Origin of the sequence: Pseudoalteromonas sp. APC 3893, assembly GCF_030408095.1 — a bacterium.
GTDB lineage: Bacteria > Pseudomonadota > Gammaproteobacteria > Enterobacterales > Alteromonadaceae > Pseudoalteromonas.
Genome location: NZ_JASDCD010000002.1, coordinates 294,279 through 317,704 on the forward strand (window position 1 = coordinate 294,279; position 23,426 = coordinate 317,704).

At 39.4% G+C, this 23,426-nt stretch carries 21 protein-coding genes and 1 pseudogene; 12 read left to right on the forward strand and 10 right to left on the reverse strand.

From position 1 onward, the window contains the following. Positions 1-61 precede the first annotated feature (61 nt). From QMA12_RS05355 to QMA12_RS05365, 3 genes are all read right to left on the reverse strand, one after another. On the reverse strand, positions 62-2,413 hold the full coding sequence (locus QMA12_RS05355) for an agarase (RefSeq protein ID WP_290208991.1): 2,352 nt from the start codon (positions 2,411-2,413) through the stop codon (positions 62-64). An 86-nt stretch (positions 2,414-2,499) separates the two neighbouring features. After that, positions 2,500-3,609, reverse strand: coding sequence for a 6-bladed beta-propeller (locus QMA12_RS05360; RefSeq protein ID WP_290208992.1), 1,110 nt, complete (start codon positions 3,607-3,609; stop codon positions 2,500-2,502). An 81-nt stretch (positions 3,610-3,690) separates the two neighbouring features. Next, positions 3,691-4,455, reverse strand: a complete 765-nt coding sequence (locus QMA12_RS05365) for a phytanoyl-CoA dioxygenase family protein (RefSeq protein WP_290208993.1) — start codon at positions 4,453-4,455, stop codon at positions 3,691-3,693. Between the two features lie 235 nt (positions 4,456-4,690). Here QMA12_RS05365 and QMA12_RS05370 point away from each other — a divergent pair, with 235 nt between their 5' ends. The 5 genes from QMA12_RS05370 to QMA12_RS05390 all read left to right on the forward strand — a co-directional run bounded on the left by QMA12_RS05370 (position 4,691) and on the right by QMA12_RS05390 (position 12,100). Then, positions 4,691-5,461 carry a helix-turn-helix domain-containing protein gene (locus QMA12_RS05370; protein ID WP_290208994.1) on the forward strand — a complete coding sequence of 257 codons (771 nt, stop codon included), beginning with the start codon at positions 4,691-4,693 and terminating at the stop codon, positions 5,459-5,461. Positions 5,462-5,758: 297 nt separating this feature from the next. After that, complete coding sequence (locus QMA12_RS05375) at positions 5,759-8,527, forward strand: TonB-dependent receptor (RefSeq protein ID WP_290208995.1); 2,769 nt, start codon at positions 5,759-5,761, stop codon at positions 8,525-8,527. A gap of 75 nt (positions 8,528-8,602) precedes the next feature. Further along, the gene (locus QMA12_RS05380) at positions 8,603-10,171 is read left to right on the forward strand and encodes a tryptophan halogenase family protein (RefSeq protein ID WP_290208996.1); all 1,569 of its coding nucleotides are present in this window, start codon (positions 8,603-8,605) and stop codon (positions 10,169-10,171) included. A 33-nt stretch (positions 10,172-10,204) separates the two neighbouring features. Next, a complete protein-coding gene (locus tag QMA12_RS05385) occupies positions 10,205-10,957 on the forward strand; it encodes a SapC family protein (RefSeq protein ID WP_290208997.1) in 753 nt (250 codons plus the stop codon). A gap of 69 nt (positions 10,958-11,026) precedes the next feature. Continuing rightward, complete coding sequence (locus QMA12_RS05390) at positions 11,027-12,100, forward strand: Gfo/Idh/MocA family oxidoreductase (RefSeq protein WP_290208998.1); 1,074 nt, start codon at positions 11,027-11,029, stop codon at positions 12,098-12,100. A gap of 320 nt (positions 12,101-12,420) precedes the next feature. Here the strand turns inward: QMA12_RS05390 and QMA12_RS05395 are convergent, their stop codons facing one another. Together QMA12_RS05395 and QMA12_RS05400 are read right to left on the reverse strand one after the other, a co-directional pair. Next, positions 12,421-13,083: a cupin domain-containing protein gene (locus tag QMA12_RS05395; protein WP_087533931.1), complete on the reverse strand. Its 663-nt coding sequence runs from the start codon at positions 13,081-13,083 to the stop codon at positions 12,421-12,423. A gap of 26 nt (positions 13,084-13,109) precedes the next feature. Continuing rightward, positions 13,110-13,883, reverse strand: a pseudogene (locus tag QMA12_RS05400) (SDR family oxidoreductase). Positions 13,884-13,988: 105 nt separating this feature from the next. On the opposite strand from QMA12_RS05400, the gene QMA12_RS05405 reads away from it, so the two are divergent. Then, on the forward strand, positions 13,989-14,330 hold the full coding sequence (locus QMA12_RS05405) for a winged helix-turn-helix transcriptional regulator (protein ID WP_087533929.1): 342 nt from the start codon (positions 13,989-13,991) through the stop codon (positions 14,328-14,330). 292 nt (positions 14,331-14,622) lie between these two features. Here the strand turns inward: QMA12_RS05405 and gloA are convergent, their stop codons facing one another. Further along, positions 14,623-15,150 (reverse strand): lactoylglutathione lyase, encoded by a 528-nt coding sequence (gene gloA, locus QMA12_RS05410; protein ID WP_290208999.1) that lies wholly within the window; start codon positions 15,148-15,150, stop codon positions 14,623-14,625. Positions 15,151-15,530: 380 nt separating this feature from the next. Here gloA and QMA12_RS05415 point away from each other — a divergent pair, with 380 nt between their 5' ends. Together QMA12_RS05415 and QMA12_RS05420 are read left to right on the forward strand one after the other, a co-directional pair. Beyond that, on the forward strand, positions 15,531-16,253 hold the full coding sequence (locus QMA12_RS05415; protein WP_087533926.1) for an endonuclease NucS domain-containing protein: 723 nt from the start codon (positions 15,531-15,533) through the stop codon (positions 16,251-16,253). A 149-nt stretch (positions 16,254-16,402) separates the two neighbouring features. After that, a complete protein-coding gene (locus QMA12_RS05420; RefSeq protein ID WP_290209001.1) occupies positions 16,403-16,831 on the forward strand; it encodes a hypothetical protein in 429 nt (142 codons plus the stop codon). 87 nt (positions 16,832-16,918) lie between these two features. Here the strand turns inward: QMA12_RS05420 and QMA12_RS22185 are convergent, their stop codons facing one another. Next, positions 16,919-17,116, reverse strand: a complete 198-nt coding sequence (locus tag QMA12_RS22185; RefSeq protein ID WP_356948020.1) for a Retron-type RNA-directed DNA polymerase — start codon at positions 17,114-17,116, stop codon at positions 16,919-16,921. A 257-nt stretch (positions 17,117-17,373) separates the two neighbouring features. After that, positions 17,374-17,514, reverse strand: a complete 141-nt coding sequence (locus tag QMA12_RS05430) for a hypothetical protein (protein WP_290209002.1) — start codon at positions 17,512-17,514, stop codon at positions 17,374-17,376. A gap of 243 nt (positions 17,515-17,757) precedes the next feature. On the opposite strand from QMA12_RS05430, the gene QMA12_RS05435 reads away from it, so the two are divergent. From QMA12_RS05435 to QMA12_RS05445, 3 genes are all read left to right on the forward strand, one after another. Next, entirely contained in the window at positions 17,758-18,243 is a 486-nt protein-coding gene (locus QMA12_RS05435) for a YhfG family protein (RefSeq protein WP_087534183.1), read from the forward strand. Then, positions 18,236-18,820, forward strand: a complete 585-nt coding sequence (locus QMA12_RS05440; RefSeq protein WP_290209003.1) for a putative adenosine monophosphate-protein transferase Fic — start codon at positions 18,236-18,238, stop codon at positions 18,818-18,820. Before QMA12_RS05435 ends, QMA12_RS05440 begins: the two co-directional genes overlap by 8 nt. A gap of 529 nt (positions 18,821-19,349) precedes the next feature. Beyond that, the gene (locus QMA12_RS05445; protein WP_176372586.1) at positions 19,350-19,775 is read left to right on the forward strand and encodes a hypothetical protein; all 426 of its coding nucleotides are present in this window, start codon (positions 19,350-19,352) and stop codon (positions 19,773-19,775) included. A 110-nt stretch (positions 19,776-19,885) separates the two neighbouring features. Here QMA12_RS05445 and bktB read toward each other — a convergent pair whose 3' ends face one another. Both bktB and QMA12_RS05455 read right to left on the reverse strand, forming a co-directional pair. Next, positions 19,886-21,079, reverse strand: coding sequence for a beta-ketothiolase BktB (gene bktB / locus QMA12_RS05450; RefSeq protein WP_290209004.1), 1,194 nt, complete (start codon positions 21,077-21,079; stop codon positions 19,886-19,888). Between the two features lie 75 nt (positions 21,080-21,154). Continuing rightward, positions 21,155-22,309: a YbfB/YjiJ family MFS transporter gene (locus QMA12_RS05455; RefSeq protein WP_290209005.1), complete on the reverse strand. Its 1,155-nt coding sequence runs from the start codon at positions 22,307-22,309 to the stop codon at positions 21,155-21,157. A 143-nt stretch (positions 22,310-22,452) separates the two neighbouring features. Here QMA12_RS05455 and QMA12_RS05460 point away from each other — a divergent pair, with 143 nt between their 5' ends. Then, the gene (locus QMA12_RS05460; protein WP_087534179.1) at positions 22,453-23,289 is read left to right on the forward strand and encodes a LysR family transcriptional regulator; all 837 of its coding nucleotides are present in this window, start codon (positions 22,453-22,455) and stop codon (positions 23,287-23,289) included. Positions 23,290-23,426 lie beyond the last annotated feature (137 nt).

The following is a 23,426-nucleotide window of genomic DNA, read 5'->3' on the forward strand; positions in this document are numbered from 1 at the left end:
TAGAGGGTATATTTTATAACCGGCTTTAATTTAAAAAAAGCCGGTCATATCAGCGTTTGTATTATTTACCGTAGCGTTTTTCGTACATGGTCGATGTGACTTCTTTTACCGCCTCAATCATTTTAGGGTAAGGAATATCGGTGCCCGTGACGAAGCCGATATTGGCATTTTCGCCATCAAAGGCTCGGCCAGATACAGGTTCATCAACATACTGGAACCAATGCGCGCCAACCATGTAAGGTTTTTCGAGTACGCTTTGCATGTAATTTTTATACATAGCAGCACGGTCTGTTTGATTCGCTGCATGGACAATGCCTGGATTGAATAAGCCAGAGTCAGTAGCTGTACCAATGTGGAATTCGCCAATGACAACCGGTAGGTCGACATCTTCTAAAAATTGCCAATAATGATCTTGCATACCTTCTTCATAAATATTAAAGCTCAATACATCTGAGTATTTTACCGACGCTTTAATAATTTCATCTGGCATGCCCCAGTTAGCCATGCGAGCACCCATGTATAAGTGATTAGGGAGCTTTTTAGCTAACGTACTATTAACCACTTTAAAGTATTGTTCGCCGAGCATTTCTAGCATTTTAGATATATCGGCTATTTGTGCATCGCTGTAAGTGGTAAATGTAACGCCCTTGTCGAGTTCATTCCAGCTAGTGATATCACTTTGCCATGCTTTATTTAATGCATTAATTGAGCTGTACTTTTGTTTAAGGTGCGTAGCAAATGCGTGTTTAGCTGGGCTTTGCTGTGCATCTTTTGAAAGGGCATCGAGTATGATCCCGTAGCGTTTTTCTACGCTGCCTTCACGCTCGCCCCAACTTTTTTCGTTATCTATAAAAATACCGATACACCAAGGGGATGCTTTAATCTTTTGTGCTATTGCATCAATGGTGATTTCAGCGCGTTTTTTAAACTCATGATCATAAAAGTCCGGCATCAGCCCCCAATGGTTAGTATGTCCAGAGAGCGTTTTGAAGTCGCCAATAATCCAACCATTGGCAAAATAGGGTACTGATTCTTTATCGTAAAAAGCTGGATCGACCCAGTTGCCAAATGATGTAAAACCCCAATCTTTCATGCGGTCAAGTGTTACCTCGTGCCATTTGTCTAAATATGACTGAGGTGATGTTTCGCCGTAGCGACGTTGTAAATTTGCACGATAAAAACTATATGTTTCGCCATGTGCAACAGGGCCTTTATGTGTAGAGCGTCGGTAGCTGTAATGCTCGCTCAGTGGTTCATTGTAATCGGGCAACCATTGAAACATATTATGACGTAAATCAGAGGTAACAAAGCGGCTCTGGCGAGCTTGATCTGAGACTTTAATGATCCCCATCGAATCTTCAGGGGTAATCTCATCGCTACTGCGGTTGCGTACAGAATCATCTTTGAAGTCTACGCCGGTAATAGTGGTAAGATTAGCCATGCGAACGTTGGCCGGGCCATGAGAGAAAAATAAATAGCCTTCAGGGTCAACCATCCACCATTTACCGTCTACTTTTTCAGTTCTGAAATAGCCTGTGGCCTCTAACTTAGGTCCGTTGGCGTAACCACCAAATCGAGAGCGGTCGCTCATGCCTTTGGATTTTGCAAGTTCAGCTAGTTCAATATCAGCCAAACGTTTAAGCTGCTCATCAGAGGTGATTGTCAGTGCATTGGTTTGTTTACTGTATTGACCGTATTTGTCGATGATATTGACCATCCAATTGGGATCGGATGGTGGGTTTTTTCTGAGTTTAATATCGCCAATTAATATTGATTTATCTTCTAACACGCCGATAGTGAAGAGGTTCATTGCGCTAATTTTAGTAAATTCGCCACCGTCATCACGCCAAGAGCGCCACACCATTAATCGATCATTTGTTTGCCAAGGTGGCGCATCTCCCCACATGCCAGTATTGGTTAAGGCTTCTTTACCATCTAAAGGAAAATAGACAGTACCTGAGTAATTCGCCGGTAAACTAACCGAGCGGCTTTGTAGTTGTCCTTCTGGGTTTTCTATTGAAAGGTAAACGTGTACTGAGCTGGCGCTGGTATTTTCAACGTCAAAAGCCACGTTATAGTTATTATATGCTGACAGGTCCCACGGGCTCTGTGGAGCTACTTTTAGTTCAGAAATATTTCCCTTTGCAGAAAAACTTAACGCTAATTGTTTATTATTTGCAGACTCAATCAATTGATGGGATGTATGACTATCAAAAAGCCAATCTTGCTGTTGTTGATCTGAAAAATCAACCAACTTAGTAAGTGTTTCTACCTCAGTAAATGGGTCTGCTTGTGAGTTAACGGCTGGCTCTTGCACAGGTGCTTTATGTGTATCGCTGCAACCATTGGCAAACACACAGGCTAAGCTTAGCGCAATTAAATTAAGTGTTATTGAAGGGCGAGGTGTTGTCATTATAGTTTGTTCCTGTTGTAAACTAGAATGAATAACATACGATCATTGTTAACAATAAACAATGATCGTATTCACTTTTATCATTATTAATTCTGTTTTACTAACTTCATAGGATAACTATTTGACGAGTTCCATTGGCCAACATAAAGATTGTCATCTTGATCAACACAAATACAGTGCACATGATTAAATACTTGCCAATCAGTTTGCATCGGTTGTAGTTGGCCGTCCAGATAAACTGGTTGCGGCGCACCTACGTTAGCCACGATTTTATTTGTTTCATCAAAAATACTAATAAAACCTGAATCATCGACATTGCGATTATCAACGTGTGACCAACACACCGGCGCATAAAAAACTGATCCCTTGAATACGGGGCCACCAATATAGGCGCCATTAGCACTGATTGTTTTAAGGTATTGGCCATCTAAAGAAAATACTTTTAAACATTGCTCAAACCGAGAGCTTACGAGCAAAGTTGGGTTATTTTCATCACGTAAGTCCACCTCGATGCCATGGGTATTATGTAAGTTGTAATTGTCATCGTTGTTATCATGCCCACCCCAGTGCTTGATATAGCGGCCGTGTTTATCAAAGTGCAGTAAAAAGTCGCTGCCGTAACCATCAGTAACATATAAGTCACCATTTGGGGCTATGGCGATATCAGTGGGACGAAAAGGTTGCTCAGGTGAATAAGCGCCATAGGTTTGAGGGTGGCCAATCGTGTAAATAAGCTTGCCGTCAAGGGTCATTTTGGCGATAAAACCAGCTTGTGGTATTACATTGTTGGTAGGGCTGTCCCATTGTTCTTTGCTGTGACCATCCCAATGTCGGTTGACAACCCAGCCGCTATCGACAACATATAAGAATTCTTGCTCGCCTTCTTGCACAATTTTAATAGCATGGCCACCTGGAAATAGTGTACCAAATGCATCTAGTAACTCACCTTGTTGCGAGTAAACTAAAATGTTATTGCGCGTGTTATCAGTGATCATAAGAATACGCCCCTGTGAATCCATTACCATGGCGTGGCAATTTTCGATTGGATATTGTTTAGGATCGAGTTTGCCCCAATGCGCATCTACTTTATATTTGAATTTACCATGACCAATTATTTTACCGTGGGGATCTTGGCCGTTTTTAGGGAATGGGTGCGCAAGTTGTTGTTTTTGTTTTTCAGTTAGGCTACAAATCATTGGTTTTCCAAATTAAAAAACCAACTCAAGAAAAGGGCTAACAATCTATGAGTTGGTTTGGCTAGAATTACGGAGGAACAGTTAAGCGGGATTCCAGTTCAAAATGGCATCGTCGTTAACGGGGTCTAACGGATAATACACAGCTTCGTTTTCTTTAAACGATTGATTAGTAACTGCGTTAAATGCGCAGATCATTGACCAACGCGGCTCTGCAGCACGGTTTTGGTTGGATTTATGTAATAAATTACAATGGAAAAACAACACATCGCCAGGCTCAAGTTCAACGTTAACCAGCTCATGATATTTCATAGCCTCTTCGACAAACTCTAAGCACGCGCCTTTTTGATCGCCAGTTTTGCTGTGATCTAAACGCCCTAAATGATGAGAGCCTTTTAAAACTTGTAAGCAGCCATTTGCAATCGTTGCTTTATTAATCGCCACCATACAACTGATCGCTTTAGGATAAAGCATGTAGTTATCTCGATGCCAGTAACCAAAGTCTTGATGCCATTCCCAAGCACCGCCAACAAACGGTTCTTTCATCATAATTTTGGTGCTGGTATGGTAAACCTCTTCACCGATGAGGGTTTCACAGACATCAACTAAACGACGACCACGGGAAAACATACTGTAAAAGTCATCTCCCGTTTTTTGCCATAAACACACTTTACTTACTGCACCATCAGCATCTTTTTTATGCCATGCTCGCTCGTATAGCGAATCATCGTTAAAGGCGGTTTGCTGTAAGCGGGCAATTTCTTGTTCGTCGTAATAGCCTTTTGCAATAACGTAGCCGTCTCGATGAAAGTCAGCAATTTGTTGTGGTGTAAGTTGTCTGTTATTCATAACTGGGTGTCCTGTTGGTGACCATTTTGTTGTAAATTGTTGACAATGATGATTTGGTTTACTTGAGCGGTCAAGCTGTAATTTATATGAAAATATGATATTTATATATGAATGCTATCGGAATAAATTAACTAATTGTTTCTTCATAAATTCACTGTAAATACGGTAGAAAAATTATTTTTTAATTCATATATGAAGATGGCAAATTGATGTGTTATTGCGCTAATGGTGGTTTATGAACACAAAAGTAAAAAATAAATACGCAGTACCCGCGCTAGATAAAGGCCTCGATATTCTTGAGTATTTAGCGCACAAGGGCAGTGCATGTTCACAAAGTGAAATAGCAGCTGGGCTTAATCGAAGTGCAAATGAAATTTATCGGGTTTTGGTAGGCTTAGATTCTCGGGGCTATTTAATACGGGATGAGTTTTCTGGGCGTTATAGCTTATCTTTAAAGCTTTATAACTTATCCCGTTCTATTTCACCCATAGATCAAGTACGCCAATGCGCTATTCCATATATGGAAGACCTAGCAGTTAGTTTAGGGCAGTCGTGCTACTTAACTATGCTGTATCAAAGTCAAGCTATGACGGTAGTACAAGCACGCAGCCACAGTGCAATGCATTTGAGCATTGCTGAAGGATCATTATTTACCTTAAGTAAATCAACCGCAGGACAATTACTATTAGCATATAGCAACGAGGACGTACGCAGCATGTTGATTGAGCACGATATAAGTTATAGTAAATTAAAGCCCAAAGGACTAAACCTGTTACGCCAAGAACTTGATAATATTGTTGCAGACTCTCAGCTTGTGCAAAGTAACCCATTGATCTCAGGTGTTGATGATTTTTCAGTGCCAATAGGTCAACCCAACGCAAAGTTGATAGCGGCATTGAGCATCTCCTCTTTTGATGCAGCATTAACATCAAGGGTAAATAAACACGCCATGCTTGTAGAGCTTAAAAGTACGGCAACTAAAATAACCTCTTTACTCAACACTTAACTTGTTCACAGCGTTAGCCTCATTATTTAAGTGAGGCTCTATCACTACTAGCTGTTTATAATTTCCTCAAATTTAGATAGTTACTTTCTAGCTCCCTTTGCACAAAGCTCTCCCAGTTGTTGATGGTCGTTCTTAATATCAGCGTATTTGTAAAATTTTTGTTTAATTTCGATTGACTTATTGAGTGCTATTCCATTACTGTAAAGTTAATTGTTAACAATGTTTTGGTAACAATTTAGGGGAAACTAAAAAATCATCTATGGCAACTTCGTCTAAACACAACATTTAGGTGTAAAAATGATAAGTACACAATTTAAACTCAATGCAATTTGCATGGCCATGTTAGTCGCAACACCATTGGCTAATGCGCAAACACAAGACACAACTGAAGCTGATAATCTTGAGGTTATACAAGTTACAGGCATTCGTAGTTCGTTAAGTAAATCTGCATCAATCAAACAAACCTCATCGGGTGTGGTGGATGCTATTTCGGCTGAAGATATAGGTAAATTACCAGATACAAATTTAGCCGAGTCATTACAACGTATTAGTGGTGTGTCAATTGATAGAGCCAATAACGAAGGTAACCAAGTAACTGTGCGTGGCTTTGGCCCGAGCTTTAACTTAGTGACGTTAAATGGCCGTCAGATGCCAAATTCATCAGTCATACAAGAAGCAGGCGTGTCACGTAGTTTTAATTTTAGAGAAATTGCAGCTGAAAGTGTCTCAGGCGTATCAGTGTATAAAACAGGTAAAGCGAATGTCGCATCAGGTGGTATTGGTGCAACCATTGATATTAATACTGCTAAACCATTTGATTACGATGGCTTTAAAGCGTTCGCGAATGTTAAAGCGATAAAAGACACCAGCTCAGAAAAATCTAATGTTACACCTGAAATATCCGGCATGATCAGCCAAACATTTGCTGATGATATGTTTGGGGTATTGTTGTCAGTTTCTCACTCAGAGCGTGAAAGTGGTCGTGAACGTGTAGGTACGTCGCAGGGGTGGGTGAAAAATCGTGCTAACCCTGATGGCGTTGATAGCAGTGCGATTGATACTTCAGTAAACCCTACGGGTACTTACTGGGTGCCGTGGACACCAGAAATGGAGCGTTTTGAAACAGAACGTACCCGTGATAACGCCCAATTAGTATTACAATTTGCACCTACAGATAATATAACCGCAACTTTTGACTACACTTTATCGCGTTTTGAAGAAGTTAGTGAAACCAACAAAATGTCGTTTTGGTTCGATAACCCAGGTGGTACAGCAGATCAAAATGGCACTTTATTGGACATCACCAATCCTAATGATGAACTTAATTTTTGGGCATGGGAGCTTTACGAGAAAAAAGAAAATGATTCTTTAGGCCTGAATTTAGCGTGGCAGGCAACTGACTCTCTGAAACTAAGCTTTGATGCTCATGACTCTACCTCTCATTCAAACCCTGACGGTAATACGGCAGAAACCATCGCTAATTTGAAAAATATTCCAGGTTCTGTCGCTTTGATTGGCGCTAACTTCTCTACTGAAGTACCCAGTATCACTATAGATGATTCGACTTTACCCGGTGGTGCATACGCACAAGAAAACATTGTATCTGATTTATACCAGCGCCGTGGTTATGAAATGGAAAACAATATCAAGCAATATCACGCCAGTGGTATGTGGGAAAACTTAAACAGCGGTGCAATTTCAGCAGTTCATTTTGGTGCTATGTACACTGATTATCAAATTGATACCTATTTATCTGAGCAATTTTCATTTGTAGATATTCCTTTAGATAACTTAGGGTTGACGTTTGATGACGCAACAGGTTTTGCCGATGGTTTTACAGGCTCAGATCAGTTATTCCCTTATATGCCAAGATACAATGCCCATGACTTTGTGGATATTGTTAAAGGCGAAGGGCTATTTAGAGAGCCAGATGTTTCAACCAATGGTGTTCAAGAACAAACCTTGGCGTTTTATGTATCATTAGATGTCAGTACTGAGTTTAATAATATTCCAATTGATATGAACGTTGGTGTCCGTTATGAAAGCACAGATGTAACCGGTTATTCTGTGAAACCAGCTATCATCGCGCTTAACTATCGCCATGCTGAAGAGCTACGTCCTGTGTATGCTGATGAAGCCACACCACAAGAGCTGGAAGGTGAATACACACGTATTTTGCCAAATCTTGATTTAAGTGCAGATCTAGATAACGGCTATAAAGCGCGCTTTTCTTACAGTAGAACACTAGCTCGTGCAGGTATTGATGCTATGTTCCCGTCTACCACAATCAATGCACGTCCTGAAGGCCCATTTGATGCCTCACAGGGTAATCCAAATCTATTGCCAATAACATCTGACAACTTTGACTTTTCATTTGAGTGGTACGGTGATAATGGCAGCTATGCATCAGTAGGTTACTTTAAAAAGTTTGTTGAAAACTTTATTGGTGCAGGGGTTGTACAAGGCACACTTGATGACATTAATGGTGAGCCGCTGCGCGATCCAAGTGTAAATCCGCGCCCTGGCTGCCCAGATGGCTCCGACACACCTAATCCTGCTTGTATGAGCCAACCCTCTGATCCGGTTGTTACCTTTGATATTTCAACACCTGATAACTTACAAAATCGTGAAGTAGATGGCTGGGAATTAAACGGTCAGTACATGATTGAAGATACTGGTTTTGGTGTGGTTGCTAACTATACCTTAGTTAACAGTGATGAAGAGTTTGAACCGTATAACTTTGATCAAACTATTGCATTAGCAGGCTTAAGTGACTCTGGTAACCTTGTTGGTTTTTATGAGAATGACGACTTCGAAGTGCGTCTTGCTTATAACTGGCGCGACGAGTTTTTACTTTCGCTAGGGACAGAGCCTACGTTTACTGAAGCCTATGGTCAGCTCGACTTTAACTTTAATTACACGATTAATGAATCGTACTCAGTTAATTTTGATGCGCTGAACTTAACGGACGAAACTGTTCGTCGTCATGGCCGCTTTAGCGAACAGCTGATCTCTGCTGAGCAATATGGTCCACGTTACAGCATAGGTTTCACTGCCAAGTGGTAATAAGCTAAATTTAAAGAGCAAGGCACTTCTAGCCTTGCTCTTTTTACTGGTTATATAGCAATAATAGAGGTTGCTATGAATGACATATTAAAATCAATTGTAATAGTCGGTGGTGGAACCGCTGGTTGGTTAAGTGCAGGGATTATTGCAGCCTATTTAAAAAATCATCACAGTCTTAATTACCACATTACATTAGTTGAATCATCTGATATAGCAATGGTTGGTGTCGGTGAGGGTACATGGCCTACCATGCGCAGGACCTTACAAAATATGGGTGTTGATGAAGCACAGTTTATTAATCAATGTAATGTATCGTTTAAACAAGGTGCCAAATTTGCCAACTGGCATAGCACAAAAGAAAACGACTTTTATTATCACCCCTTAATGATGCCACAAGGATTTGCAGATAATGATTTAACTGCAGCTTGGCTAAACCAAGATACTGACTCAGCAATACCGAACAATCATTTTGCAAATTTTGTTTGCCCACAACACGCATTGTGTGAATACAACCTAGCACCTAAAGCTGTAACAACACCACAATACAGTGGCGTGGCAAATTACGCATATCATTTAGATGCTGGCCTATTTGCCAGATTTTTAAAAAATCATTGCATCAACCACTTAAACGTAACACATGTAGTGGCCAGTGTTTTATCGGTAAATAATAACACCAATGGCGATATACACTCCTTAAGTTTGGATAATAACACGACGCTTTGCGGCGATTTATTTATAGATTGCTCAGGGTTTAAATCTTTATTGTTAGGTGAAAATTTGAACGTTGGCTTTAAATCATGCAAAGACATTTTGTTTGCTGATAGCGCATTAGCAGTACACATGCCGTATGAAGATGAAGCTCAGGCGATTAGTTCACACACCACCTCTACAGCGCAAACAGCAGGTTGGATATGGGATATTGGCCTGCAAACACGACGTGGAGTAGGGCACGTTTACTCAAGCCGCCATATCAGTGAGCAAGAGGCCAAAGAGCAACTTTTTAATTACTTAAACATCTTGCCTGCTAAGCGCGCTGACTTCAATGTTAAAAAGATTAGTTTTGAACCAGGGCACAGAGAAAAGTTTTGGCACAAAAACTGTGTAGCAATTGGTTTGTCGGCTGGTTTTTTAGAGCCATTAGAGGCATCTGCCTTATTGCTGGTGGAAATATCCGCCAACTTTATAGCTGAGCAATTACCGGCTAATCGCCAAGTCATGGATATAACCGCCGCGCGATTTAATCGTACTTTTAGCTACCGTTGGCAGCGTATTATCGACTTTTTAAAGCTGCACTACATGTTAAGTGAGCGAACCGATAGCCTTTTTTGGCAGCAACATTGTGCTGAGAAAAGTATCACGCAAAGCTTACAAGATAACCTAGCATTATGGCGAACACATATCCCAAATGACAACCACTTTGATTATTCTGTTGAGGTATTTCCGGCAGCAAGCTACCAATACGTGCTGTATGGCATGGGGTTTAAAACAGCGACGACCCATTATGGTAATCATTCTAGCACGATTAAAAAAGCGCAAAATCTAGCAACTAAAAATACCAAAGACACGGCAGAGTTAGTGAGTAAATTACCAGATAACCGTACATTATTAAAACAAATCAAGCAGTATGGTTTACAAAAAATTTAGTTAAATCACCGCATTTAAATGAGCAACTTGACGATGACAAAAGCAACATTATTAGATAAAAAAACACACGCAAGCTTATACATAAACAATGAGCCAAGTACTGAATTTGGTGACAATATTAATTACATTCCCATAGTGGCTGACGAGTTAAAACAGTTGGTGCTTGATTACCCTGTGTATTTTATGAAAAATCCACAGACAGGCCAGTTTGAACTGTTTGTTTTAACTGGATTTACAGCGGGAGAGAATCTATTTTTGCACCAAGGAAGTTGGCGAGCGCAACATATACCGCTGCATATCAAGCGCCAGCCGTTCAAACTAGGTCTACCTGATGCAACGATAACCGAGCCAACGGATAACGATTTAGCGGTGCTTATTCATCAAGATCACCCTCGTGTTAATACAGATACAGGAGAGCGCATTTTTGATCAGCAAGGAGAACCCACAACCTACTTAAATACTGTTTGTGAGCAGTTAATGACATTAATGCATGGTAATAAGCGCACTAGCGCGTTTATTACAACCTTGCTAGAGCATGAGCTGCTAGAAGCCGTACAACTGAGCCTCACTCAACAGGGGGAGAAGCAAACGTATAATGGTTTATATGCCATCAATGAACAAGCATTGGCACAGCTTGACGCACACGCGCTTAAGTCATTACACGAAATGGGCTATCTCCAAGCCTGTTATATGATTATCGCTTCAACAGGGCATATACAAAAGTTAATCGGCTGGCTTAACGAAACACCTAAAACAACCGAGCATATAGTGGTGAAAACTCAATAGGTGGCCTATTAAATCAATTGAAGTACTTGAGCCAATTAATAATCTATAGCTAAAGGCAATAGGATTTAGATGAATAAAAATAAAACAGTACGTTGGGGAATTGCCGGGCTTGGTAGCATTGCGCAGCGTTTTGCTTTCGATTTAAAAAATAATGTAAATAATGTAAATAATGTAAATAATGTAAATAATGTAAATAATGTAAATAATGTAAATAATGTAAATAATGTAAATAATGCCGAGCTATATGCTGTTGCATCGCGCTCTCAAGAAAGAGCGGATAAATTTGCCAATGAGTTCGATTGCCAGACTGCGTATGGTGATTATAAATCGCTAGCAGAAAATCCACACGTCGATGTTGTTTATGTGGCGACTATTCATCCATGCCACAAAGAGTTAGTAGCTTTATTTTTAGCCCATAATAAGCATGTTTTTGTAGAGAAGCCAGCCTTTACTAATGTGAAAGATTGGGATGAAATGCTCAATTTAGCAAAGAGTAAAAACCTTTTGCTTATTGAGGCAATGAAATCAGTGACTTTTCCTGCTTATCGTGAACTGCTTAAATTTATTAAAAGTCATAATCTGGCAATTACTTGTATTGAGGCTTCATTTGGTACTAAGAATAAGTTTAATAATACTAACCGCCTATTTGACCCTAAACATTGTGGTGGAGCTACATTAGACGTTGGGGTATATCCTCTATGGTTATATGTCGATATTTGTCGACAGTTAAATATTCCTGTACAGAAACCCTCAGTAAATATTACGCAAGATAATACAATGTCAGCCGTTGATGAAATGGTCTCCTTTGTATTTAACACCAAGGTGCAAGGTAACCTATCAGCTTCAATAACCAGAAACTTACCAACTAAAGCTGTTTTATCAGGCCCAAATGTTGAGATTATTATTCATGAGAAATGGTGGAATCCGCAAATTATTGAGATCACACACCATGGAGCCAAACAAAAAATTGAAATTGATAGTACAGGGGAAAGCTTTGAGTTTGAGATAGAGCATATTTCAACGCTTATCTTAACTAACAAGTTAGAATCTGATGTGATACCTCATGCTAACAGTCGCGCAGTTATTGAGATAATGGAGCAAGCGTTGATAGCCAATGGTTATCAGCATTTGGTTACTATTTAGAATGTTTGATGCTACTTAGTTTTGAGCGAAGTGGTAATTCAATATTATGGTTAATGAAGTCCAGGTTTTAGCCGTTTGCTCTCATTTACTATGTCAGAATCATGGTTAGTGGCAGCGCATGAATAATCTACTGAGTTATTAAATGCTGTGATAATGAAGATAATAAACACTAGCGCAGCTTAAGCCACAGAAATACAGCAGAAGCTTTTTGATGAAAAAATATATGTCCATTTAATTACTTCATTTAAACGGAAATTAATAGTTGGCTTCTACTTCTGGGGTAAAACCAATATTAATATCCGCTTAATGAGTTGATATATTTATAAATGCCCAACTTTAACATAAATCAATGCACCATCCTCTTTTGTAAAGGGCGTATGTTGACTCATGTGAGGACTACGCAGCCATGTACCTTTGGGATAACGCCCATGTTCATCATAAAATGTGCCTTCCAATACAAAGATTTCTTCTCCTCCCCAATGGGTATGTGATTTGAATTGCGTATTAGGAGCCCATTTTACCAAAGCTATGTGCTCACCTTGAAACTCATGTAAAGACATTACCCTTAGCCCATCAATAAGCCCCTGTTGCCAAGGAGTATTTTGCGTATAGATTATTTTTTTCTCTGTGTCATATTGGTCAAATTGATGTAGTTTTACCAATATAGTTGCCCCTTCTTTACCTATATTAGGGCTGTGAGAGGTACCAATCGGATTACGTACGTAGCTTCCCTTTGGGTAGTCTTGATACTCGTCTGAAAACACACCTTCTAGCACGAGGAACTCTTCTCCGCCATCATGGTTGTGTGACGGAAAAGTACTGTTCGGTGCAAAACGAACGATCGAAGTTGCTCGTGCCACTTCATCCCCAATTCGGTCAAGTCGTATACGCTCAACACCGGGCGCAGTGGAACCTACCCATTCATAGTCAGTAGGTTGAATTACTACACGTTGTTCAAAGTTAGCATTGATTAAAGTAGTCATTTAAATTTCTCAATAACAATATTTATTTAATTTCGACCAGACATGACACCACCGTCAATATCTAAAATTGTTCCCGTTACCCAACTTGCATTATCTTGAAGAAGAAAGATGATAGCATTTGCTATGTCATCCGGTGTCCCAATACGACCAATGGGATGAAAACTATTAAAGCCAGCAAGGACATCGTCCATTTCTTCAGGATTAATAAAGGTTTCATAGATCGGCGTATTTACCACAGCGGGTGACACGGCATTAACTCTAATTTTGTACTCAGCTAACTCCATTGCCATGTGCTGTGTCAAGGCATGTAGCCCTGCTTTCGCCATAGAGTATGCGGAAGACGGTGTCGCTTTAATTGCTTGTTTAGCCCACATAGAGCCAACATGAACAACAGATCCTCCTCCATTATTACTCATATTATGAGATACCGCTTGACTTATAAAAAAACTAGCCCGATTCAGTGCAGCATAAGCATCATAATCCTCTAATTCGTGCTATAAATATGGCTTAGGGTTGAAATAACCCGCCGAGTTCACCAAGTATTTAATATGGCGTTTTTCTGTATTTATCGCTTTAATGACTTTATCAACATCTTTTTGTTCATAAAGGTTAGCTTGTAAAATCTCAACATTAGTATCAGTATTTGCTATTGCGGCTAACGCTGATTTTGCCGACTCCAGTTTTGCAATGTTATTGCCTAAGATAATCACACTCGTTCCTTGAATGATTAGCTGTTTTGCTGTGGCTAAGCCCATACCACTTGAGCCGCCAATGATGAGAGCAATGTTCGATATTGTCATGAATTTCTCCGATATATGTTAAAGTTCGGAGATAATTTATCGCAGTAACCTAGTGTTAAAAAGTAAGTACATATTGGTAAGGTAGGTACTTTGGAGTACATCTTAATGAAAAATAAAGAAAATAAATATTTGAGAAAAACGGCGCCTAGTGAAAGTGCAAAAATGGTAGAGACTATTTATGGCTGTAAATGGTCTCTGACCGTTTATCAGCTTATCGCTGATGGAGTAAATCGGCCAGGGGAAATGGTACGAAGTATTGAAGGCTTAACCACTAAAGTATTAAATCAATGTTTACGTAGAAATACTGAGTTTGGTATTTTGGAGCGGGTTTCATACAATGAGGTACCTCCAAAAGTGGAGTATAGGGTCACTAATTTCGGTGAAAAATTTATCAGAATTCTTGATGAACTTGAGAAACTTCAAAGTGAAATTGACAAGACAGAATAAACACATTTATTTTGTAAAATCCATAGTATTATCACTTAATCTCAAGATCCGTGAGTCGCGCATTCTTGTGTATGATGATAAATACACAAGTAAAAACTTTGAGCGCCTTAGAGTGTGGTTATTATAGAGAATTCATAGGTTAGATCTTAAGAGAATTTGAAGTTTAACCCTTTTAATAATTAAATTGTTACGAAAATAATCGTTTAACCAAAAACAGAGTTTACATGCAGACTAACCAAGCTCCAAATCAATTAAAAACCTGCATGAGCAGGCTTTTCGTATTTAAAACTGGCTATTGTGCTTGAATGATTTCAGTAATCCCTTCAGGTGAGAGTATTTCAATCCAGTATCCGTCAGGGTCTTTAATAAAAGCTAAGCCTTTCATAGAACCATCATCTGGTTTTTTAATAAACTCGACATCGAATTTGGCAAAGCGCTCACACGCTGCGTACACATCAGGTACGCTAATGCCAATATGGCCAAAACCTTTGGGTTCTTCATTACCACTTACATAGCCGCTAAAGCTATCATCGTTTTCAGTGCCCCAATTATGAGTAAGCTCAATAAGTGCTGGGCGGCCAAATACCCACTCGGTCTTTTCTTTATCATCACCTTTTGGCATCTCTTGTTCGTAGCCTAAAAAGTACAGTGTAAATTTCATCGCTGGGAAGTCATACTTACCTAGTAGCTTCATACCTAATACGTTTTCATAAAATTCAAGCGAGGGTATGGGATCTTTAATACGCAACATAGTTTGTTGCATCACATAGCCATCGGTGGCCTGCGCAACTTGCTCTGGCGTCTCGTTATAGCTCGACATGAGTTCATCCTTAGTGAAAATTACTTAAAAAACCTTAATGAATATTAAAAAGGCAGGGAATACGCACATCATAAGCAACAGCAGCAAAAATTAAAACCACCTAGCTAAATTACCAGCCAATGAGTCGTATGTTTTATAAGCTAAAAATAGTACATCTATCAATACTAATTATTTGTACAGTGGTTGGCGTTTTGTCCAATAACATTATTAAAAGTCGTTTTGGTGTATTTTAGCAGTGGTAATTTTATAACATACGTAATTGTTTGTTTACATTGGAGTTGTTTAGTGGAATTATTAAGCCATGTAATATACGCCGTTTTGGGGTGTCATAACCCCCCAAAGTGGTGTTCAATAAGCTGTTAGCTGCCTTGTGAGGAATTATGCAGACTGAAAACTATAGGAATTGGCTGGCAACCCAGAATTATCAGGGCGGAACCATCACAGCCCAGATGCATAGAGCTGGCAGGGTCGAGGATTACTATGGCGATCTTGATGCGCTTTATGCTGAGGATCGATTGGAATCGTTAATCCAAGAACTGACCTATACCACCCAAGACCGACGAAATAATAGACCCAATGAATCGAAAATTCCTTTTGAAGGAAATGCCTATAACAATTTAGCATCCTACCGAGATGCCATCCGGCGTTATCGCCGTTTTCTGGAAGATGATATAGAGCGCATCGAGCCCGAAGATGTGCCGGTGATAGAAATGCCCGAACCGGATGTTCAGTCCCAAACTATCGGTCTAGAAAAGGACATGCAGGCCGCTATCCGTCAGAACATCGGCCAGATTGAAACGGGGCTCCGCGTAACCGACAACGGTCGGGAACGTTCCGTTGAAACTGGGTTCATCGACATTACCGCTGAAGATTCAAATTCGGTCCCTGTAGTTATAGAGTTAAAGACAGGGGTAGCTGGGCAGCGGGCTGTAGCTCAAATACTGAGCTATATCGGGAGTGTGATGGAAGAGGAAGGAAACGATCAGGTTCGCGGCATCTTGATTGCGTCGGAGTTTGATCGAAAGGCTCGTGCAGCCGCAAAAGTAGTTCCGAATTTGACGTTGATGCGCTATCAGTTCTCTTTTCAATTTATTCCAGAATAATGGGTGTCAGCTTGGTGTGGGCGGAAGCTAACAAAGCAAATCAATTCGCGCCTTGCGTCGCCGGACACTCACTTCGTTCGCGCCTTGCGTCGCCGGACACTCACTTCGTTCGCGCCTTTGTTTGCGACGTTAGCAGGAGATGTACCACGATGGAATTTTCAGATGTTTGTAAGATTATATTTGGTGCTTTATTGGGAGCTGGTTTAACTATACTTATTGATTGGTTACGTATTCATAGAGAAAAAACGCTTTTGACTAAAATGTTAAAAGTGGAAATATCAGTTTTTGTTAAAAATATTTCCCCATGGATAAAAAAAGATGTAAATCTATTTAGTGAAACAGAATTACCTTCATTAACGCCATTGCCAATGGCTTCTTACGGTGCTTTACCTTTATCTATATCAGCCAAAGTTATGAATACTCATTGGGCTATTAAGCAAGCAAATGACCTGCGTATTTTAGCTATTAATGCTAGAAATAATGGTAACGATACACAATGTAATATGTTTGCAACATTATCCAAAGACTGGCTAGTAAAATCTAATCAGATGGCAAATGAATTAACCGAAAACTTATAAACCTGCTAATCGGGTAGCCAGAGGTCTCCTCCAGCTCCCGCACCACTCATCATGCGTTTTTTATTGATAGGAAGTGCAATGGGCGGTTCATCTCCCGTAATGAATATTGATCCAAATATCTCTTAATGACACTAAACCTTGTGATGCTAAATAGTCATTGCCTAGCGCAATGTTAATTCCTTTTGTTTTTTGAGCTTCTAAAGGGGCCTTCGCTTCCAAGCGCCTACTTTTGGTACTGGTGATACCACAGGCTATGGCGAGCCGTTCGCTAACACCCAATTTCATTAAACTGCGTACTTTTGTACGGGCTATTCCTTAATAGAGCGCGCCATTGCCGCCAGTAGCACATTCTTATCCTACGGCGGCTCCAATGATCTAAATCCACAGTTAGCTGATTCGCATGGAGGTCAAAATAGACAGCCCAATGGGGAGACGGCAGCTTTTTATTGAAGTAATGGCAAACGACTAGGCTGTATAAAATCTGCTTTCCCTTAAATAAACAGCAAAATATTACAGTTGACAAAGGCATGAATAAGTTAATCTTACGCGGACAAACGAAAGTGAATGCATTCACTTTGTTCTGCGGCAACTGTATTGCCTTGTTCATAATATAGAAAAGCTGCAAAACAGCCTGCATTAAAAAAAGGAAGCCCTTTTAAGCCAAAATATAGCGACTCAAACACCTGTCATCCCTTCCAAAACGCCAATAAAAGCAACAGCAAACCCTCTTTATATTTTACGTAAAATCGAAGTAACTAATTGAATCAAAATAGGAACTCGGCTATGGTTAATGCATCAAAATAATAAATTAAAAGACGAGTAATCCTACAGGCTCGTTAGCTTTCTTTTTGATCCAAGCTGCTATCTTTGCCAAATTATAGTAAACTAGATTTAAAGGCGCATATATATGCAGGAGAATTTTTTCTATGAAATACGAATTTGAAGTTTTAGCAGCTCTAGTACAATTTAAATATGTTAATACCAAGGTTATAGTTAATTCTACAGGTATTTCAGAAAGGAAAGTTCAATCAGTTCTTAAAGATTTGCACTCAAATCTAGGTATATGTATTAAAAAAAGAAGAGAGAATAACTCTTTTTATCTCTTTATAGAGTCTTGGGGTGCGTTCGAGACAGGCTCTTCAATTATTGAGCGCTTATATAAGTTGGATTTAGCAAAAGCTAAGGCCCGCCGAATCTCATCAAAACATCAGAGGAAACGTAAATTATTATCACTATCTGATAAAATTGAATATTCAAACTCAGTTAAACTCAAAAACTATAATGAAAGTCTTCGTTTGGAGGGGATATCATCTAAAAAACCTGATTTAAGTGCGAATAAGAAGCAGCTCCAAGATAAACGAAATGAGTTATTAAAGTATTACGCAAAAAGAGCACAATTAGTCAATGCTTGATAAATATGGTGTTGGGGATGATCCATATTGTTACCCCGGAACTAATTTACTTAAGAATAAGTTGTCAATTCAAGATGAAAAATTACTCTCTGAAGCGGAAAGAGACTTATCCTTTGTTGCCGCTGCAGCGATTGAATTCAAAGAGCCCCCATATGATTTAGCTTACCTTTGCAACATTCACCATGCTCTTTTTACAGATTTATACGAGTGGTCAGGAAAACTCAGAGAGGTCGATATTACAAAAGGGCATACTAGATTTTGTAATGTTTCATTTATCGAAAATGAATCTAATAAGTTATTAAACAAGTTGTCGCAAGATAACTATTTAGTGGATCTAGAATACAGCGAGTTCATTACAAAGTTATCTGAATATTATTGTGATCTAAATATGATTCACCCTTTTAGGGAAGGTAACGGTCGTGCTCAGCGTATTTTTTTTGAACATTTAGTTATTAATTCTGGGTTTGAGATATCTTTCGATGCTGTAAGTGTTGATGACTGGATTGAGGCAAATATTTTAGGCGTACATTGTGATTATTCAAAAATGAAAGCTGTTCTTAATATCTGTGTATCCTAAAAGCTAATCGGGTAGCCGGAGGTCTCCTCCAGCCCCCACACCACCCATCATGCGCTTTTTATTAACATGAAGTGCAATGGGCGGTTCATCTCCCGTAATGAATATTGATCCAAATATCTCTCAATGACACTAAGCCTTTTGAAGCTAAATAGTCATTGCCTAGCGCATTGTTTACTCTGTGATACCACATGCAATGGTTAGTCACTGACAGCCAGTTTTATTATGCGTCAACGGTATTGTTTTGTTCATAATATAGAAAAACGGCAATACACGATGCATTAAAAAAGCTAGGCCTTATAATCTAAAATAAGTCACTAAAACCACTGAAATACCTTCAAAACACCAATTAGACCAGCACTAAATCCTTTTTTTATATTTTACATGATATTGAAGTAACCGATTGCACGAAAATGGGAACTCAGCTATGGTTGATACATCAATAAAAATAAATTAAAAACGAGTTATTCTATCAGCTTGTTAGGCATATACAGGATGTATAGTGATCGATTCAAATATTAATAAACCTCTTATGTTTGGCGCATCCTTTAGCGCAATAGCTGCTTTAGCTCATTTGGGGTGCATTATATTTGGTGGTGATTGGTACCGTTTTTTTGGTGCGGGTGAGCAAATGGCTAAAATGGCAGAAGCTGGTGAATCATATCCAGCCATCGTTACATCCGTATTAGTTTTAATCCTTTTCACTTGGTCTGTTTACGGGTTATCTGGCGCAAGGGTTATCGGTAAACTTCCACTGGTTAGAACCGCTTTAGTTCTTATTTCATCTATTTATATTTTACGTGGTGTTTCATTTATTATATTAATGCCTATGTTCCCCGAAAATAGCATTGTTTTTTGGCTAGTCAGTTCATCAATATGCTTATTTATCGGTCTGTTATATTCTGTTGGTACTTACCAGAACTGGTCAAACTTACGTGTGAATATACCCAATAGATAAACTGCAAAGTCAAATCTAGGCTTCAAAATAAAGCGATGACTTTATGAGCCATCATTTCACGCTGTTGGCTCAAAAGTGACACAATAATGAAGTTATAGTTGGCTAATGATTTATAATGCTTCAAAAATAGCGGCTATTCCTTGGCCACCACCTATGCACATAGTGACTAACCCATATTTACCATTAATACGTTTAAGCTCGTACAGGCATTTGGTAGATAATATTGCCCCGGTTGCACCAACTGGGTGGCCAAGTGCAATTGCACCGCCATTTGGGTTTACTTTATCAGCAGGAAAATTAAGCTCATTAGCTACGCAAAGCGCTTGTGCTGCAAAGGCTTCGTTTGATTCAATGACATCCATTTGCTCAATGGTTAAGCCAGTTTTTTTCATGACTTGTTGTACCGCAGGAATAGGGCCTATGCCCATTAAAGTTGGCTCTACGCCTGCTCTTGCATAACCAATTAAACGCCCAAGCGGCTTTAAACCTTGTTGAATGGCTTTATGCTCTGACATAAGTACTAATATGGCTGCGCCATCATTGATGCCTGATGAGGTAGCTGCAGTCACTGTACCATCGTGTTTGAAATACGGTTTTAGTGTGGCAAGCTTTTCACTTGAGGTATCGGCGCGTACGTGCTCGTCGGTATCAAACACATGGATATTATTTCGCGTTTTTATCTCAATAGGGACTATTTGCTCTTTAAAGTGTCCTTTGGCTATCGCTTTAGCTGCTTTATGATGACTTTGCGCTGCGTAAGCGTCTTGTTGGTTGCGGGTAATGTTATATTTTTCTGCAATGTTTTCGGCGGTGATCCCCATTGAGCTGTTATCCCATGGATCTTGTAATGTAGTGGTTAGCTCATCAAGCACTGTGCTATTCCCCATTTTTTGGCCCCAGCGGTTACTCTCTAGTGTGTAGGCTGAGCTACTCATGCTTTCTGCTCCGCCTGCTAAAGCTGCATCTACGTCACCTAGTTGAATTTGTTGGGCTGCTTGTATAATGGCTTCTAAACCTGAGCCACATAAACGGTTGAGTGTTACCGCATGACTACTAATTGGTAATCCTGCATCAAGGCCAATGACTCTGGATAGGTAAGCATCTTTAGGGCCATTATGAATAACTTTACCTATTACACATGAGCCCACTTGAGTTGATGATATATTTGCTCTGGCTAATGCTTCTTTAGCGCAAAGTGTGCCAAGTTCTGCAGGAGTGAAATTTTTAAGACTCCCTCCAAAGCTACCGATAGCGGTGCGTACTGCGCTTAGGATAACTACACTATTGTTATTAAACTTTGTCATTTTTTGTCTCTTATTATTTTTATACCTATTTACTTATCAAAACATAGTTTGAGTTGTTATGTAATTATAAATTAATTACTTAGAACATTTTAAAAGCCTAAGCAAAAACAACGTACCAATCATTACTATGAATGCCGATAAATAAAGTGCCATATTATAGTTACCAAAATACGTTAAAAGGTATCCGCTGGGAATGGGGGCTATTATTTGTGCGGCGCCGTAGGCTAGGGTCATCGTGCCCATAAACCTTGCCGGGTTACTGGGGTAAAAGTTACCTGCCATGGTTAATACAAGACTTACACAGGCTATAAAGGTACCTCCAAACAGCAATACGCTTATTATAATTACAGGTAATGTATTACTTAGAGTTGGGAGCACAATACCAATTGCTTGCAAGGTGTATGCAGCTATTAAAGCTTTAATAAAGCCTGTACGCCTAGCTATCCGATCCCAAATTAATGCTGCGGGAATTGCTGCTATCCCTAATAATAAAAAAGCAAAGCTACCTTGTCCTTTTAGGCTATCAACACGCTCTACTATATCAACGATAAATGTAGAGCTAACTGCGTAGCCGTATCCTGCACAAAAATAGGCCAGCATTATTAATAATTTAAAGGTTTTAGTTGGTGGATTGTCTTTTTTAGTGATCTTTATTTGCTGTTGGGCGCTTGGGTGAGGCATCCATAGCCATGCAGGTATTGCAATTACAGCCGCCATAACGGCTAAGGCTACCCATTGTTGCTGCCAGTTACTCGCTATGGCGAGCATATGCTCTACTAGCAATGATGTAGCAACAATACTTATACCCGCACCAGCAAAGTGTATCCCAAGCTCTGCTCGATGATTATTGTTAACTAGCCATTTTAAAATAAGGCCTGAGGCAATAATAAACCCACCGGCGCCACAAGTACCTGCAATAAAACGAAGTAGTGCCCATACGTATACATTACTTGTTATTACCATTGCCGCAGAGGTAATAACACTCAAAATAAGGTAAATACGATGCAAGTTATATTTGTGATTTAAGTTATGCATGTTTGCAGCTATAAAAACGCCAAACATATAACCCATAAAGTTGGAGGTGGCTAACCAGCCAGAGCCTAGCTCGGTTAAACCTGCACCGCTTTGCATTATGGGGATGAGTAAGCTATACGAAAATCTAGCCACGCCAACGGTGACTATTATGCTGCAAATGCCCGCAAGGTAAGCACGTGTTTTTGTGATGGTCATTTGTTTGTTCTACTTTAAGTTTACGGTTGTTATTCGCTAAGAATACGTGGCTCTGCTAGTATAAAAAATTGAATTATTAAGAATTAAAGATTCTCAAAAAGAGAAGTGTTTAGTGGCTTATTTAAAATTAATGTAAGAACCCTATGGAAATATTAATACTTAAAACGTTTAAAGCCATTGTTGATGAGGGCGGTATTAAAGGTGCTGCTGAAAAACTTAATACTGTGCAATCAAACATTACTAATCGCATTAAAAAGCTTGAGCAAGAGCTAAATACAAAACTATTTACGCTAACTGGGCGCAAGCTTGAGCTAACACCAAGCGGTAAACAGCTTTGTGATTACGCAGATAAAATATTGCAGCTCGAGTATCAGGCAACATCAGCAATTTTAAGTAACAAGGGCAGTTATGAGTTACGAATTGGCATGCCAGAAACCTTTGCAGCTGTACACATGCCTTTAGCTTTAAAGCAACTTAAAGATAATTACGCTCATATTAGAGCTAAAATTTTTACAGATACGAGCGAGCGACTTGTATTTGCCGTTTTAAATAACAAGGTTGATTGCGCCGCAATAGGTAATGCACCAAAACACGAAAACCTTGAAGTCATTCCTGTGGTGTATGAAGAGCTAGTTATGGTTACACCGCTAGATGGCGATCATTACCCTGTATTATTTGTAAGAGACGAGGGGTGTGGCTATAGAAAACATGCCCTTGTTTGGCAGCAAAAATCAGGGCGAGTAAATGATGAATTAATGATCATGAGTAGCGCTGATGGTGTTTTAGGGTGTGTATCTGCGGGCTTAGGTTACACAATAATTGGCAAAAATATGGTGGTAGGTAGCCGATACGAAAAATCATTGTGTATAAGGCCTGTTAACTTTGGGCCTAAGCATGTAGAGCTTTCTATTGTGTACAGAAAAGATTGCCCATTAGAGCCTGGCATACTTGCTTTGGCCAATCTTTTAAAAACAAATTAGCTAAGCAACTTTATTTAATTAGCATTCATCATATAAATATGACTTATCTATTAATTTGGCAATGTTATAGTGTTTTAATTGTTTTCTGATATGGTATAACGTTCGTTGTATTCTAATTTCCCCTTAGTGGAGTGTGA

What these genes read in the sequence shown, in the direction of transcription:
- QMA12_RS05355 (WP_290208991.1), bottom strand. Translation starts at nt 2,413, where the DNA reads ATGACAACACCTCGCCCTTCAATAACACTTAATTTAATTGCGCTAAGC.
- QMA12_RS05385 (WP_290208997.1), top strand. Translation starts at nt 10,205, where the DNA reads ATGACAAAAGCAACATTATTAGATAAAAAAACACACGCAAGCTTATAC.
- QMA12_RS05375 (WP_290208995.1), top strand. Translation starts at nt 5,759, where the DNA reads ATGATAAGTACACAATTTAAACTCAATGCAATTTGCATGGCCATGTTA.
- QMA12_RS05445 (WP_176372586.1), top strand. Translation starts at nt 19,350, where the DNA reads ATGTTTGGCGCATCCTTTAGCGCAATAGCTGCTTTAGCTCATTTGGGG.
- QMA12_RS05455 (WP_290209005.1), bottom strand. Translation starts at nt 22,309, where the DNA reads ATGACCATCACAAAAACACGTGCTTACCTTGCGGGCATTTGCAGCATA.
- QMA12_RS05365 (WP_290208993.1), bottom strand. Translation starts at nt 4,455, where the DNA reads ATGAATAACAGACAACTTACACCACAACAAATTGCTGACTTTCATCGA.
- QMA12_RS22185 (WP_356948020.1), bottom strand. Translation starts at nt 17,116, where the DNA reads ATGAAATTGGGTGTTAGCGAACGGCTCGCCATAGCCTGTGGTATCACC.
- QMA12_RS05440 (WP_290209003.1), top strand. Translation starts at nt 18,236, where the DNA reads ATGCTTGATAAATATGGTGTTGGGGATGATCCATATTGTTACCCCGGA.
- QMA12_RS05390 (WP_290208998.1), top strand. Translation starts at nt 11,027, where the DNA reads ATGAATAAAAATAAAACAGTACGTTGGGGAATTGCCGGGCTTGGTAGC.
- QMA12_RS05370 (WP_290208994.1), top strand. Translation starts at nt 4,691, where the DNA reads ATGAACACAAAAGTAAAAAATAAATACGCAGTACCCGCGCTAGATAAA.
- QMA12_RS05395 (WP_087533931.1), bottom strand. Translation starts at nt 13,083, where the DNA reads ATGACTACTTTAATCAATGCTAACTTTGAACAACGTGTAGTAATTCAA.
- QMA12_RS05420 (WP_290209001.1), top strand. Translation starts at nt 16,403, where the DNA reads ATGGAATTTTCAGATGTTTGTAAGATTATATTTGGTGCTTTATTGGGA.
- QMA12_RS05380 (WP_290208996.1), top strand. Translation starts at nt 8,603, where the DNA reads ATGAATGACATATTAAAATCAATTGTAATAGTCGGTGGTGGAACCGCT.
- QMA12_RS05360 (WP_290208992.1), bottom strand. Translation starts at nt 3,609, where the DNA reads ATGATTTGTAGCCTAACTGAAAAACAAAAACAACAACTTGCGCACCCA.
- bktB (WP_290209004.1), bottom strand. Translation starts at nt 21,079, where the DNA reads ATGACAAAGTTTAATAACAATAGTGTAGTTATCCTAAGCGCAGTACGC.
- gloA (WP_290208999.1), bottom strand. Translation starts at nt 15,150, where the DNA reads ATGTCGAGCTATAACGAGACGCCAGAGCAAGTTGCGCAGGCCACCGAT.
- QMA12_RS05460 (WP_087534179.1), top strand. Translation starts at nt 22,453, where the DNA reads ATGGAAATATTAATACTTAAAACGTTTAAAGCCATTGTTGATGAGGGC.
- QMA12_RS05415 (WP_087533926.1), top strand. Translation starts at nt 15,531, where the DNA reads ATGCAGACTGAAAACTATAGGAATTGGCTGGCAACCCAGAATTATCAG.
- QMA12_RS05405 (WP_087533929.1), top strand. Translation starts at nt 13,989, where the DNA reads ATGAAAAATAAAGAAAATAAATATTTGAGAAAAACGGCGCCTAGTGAA.
- QMA12_RS05435 (WP_087534183.1), top strand. Translation starts at nt 17,758, where the DNA reads ATGAAATACGAATTTGAAGTTTTAGCAGCTCTAGTACAATTTAAATAT.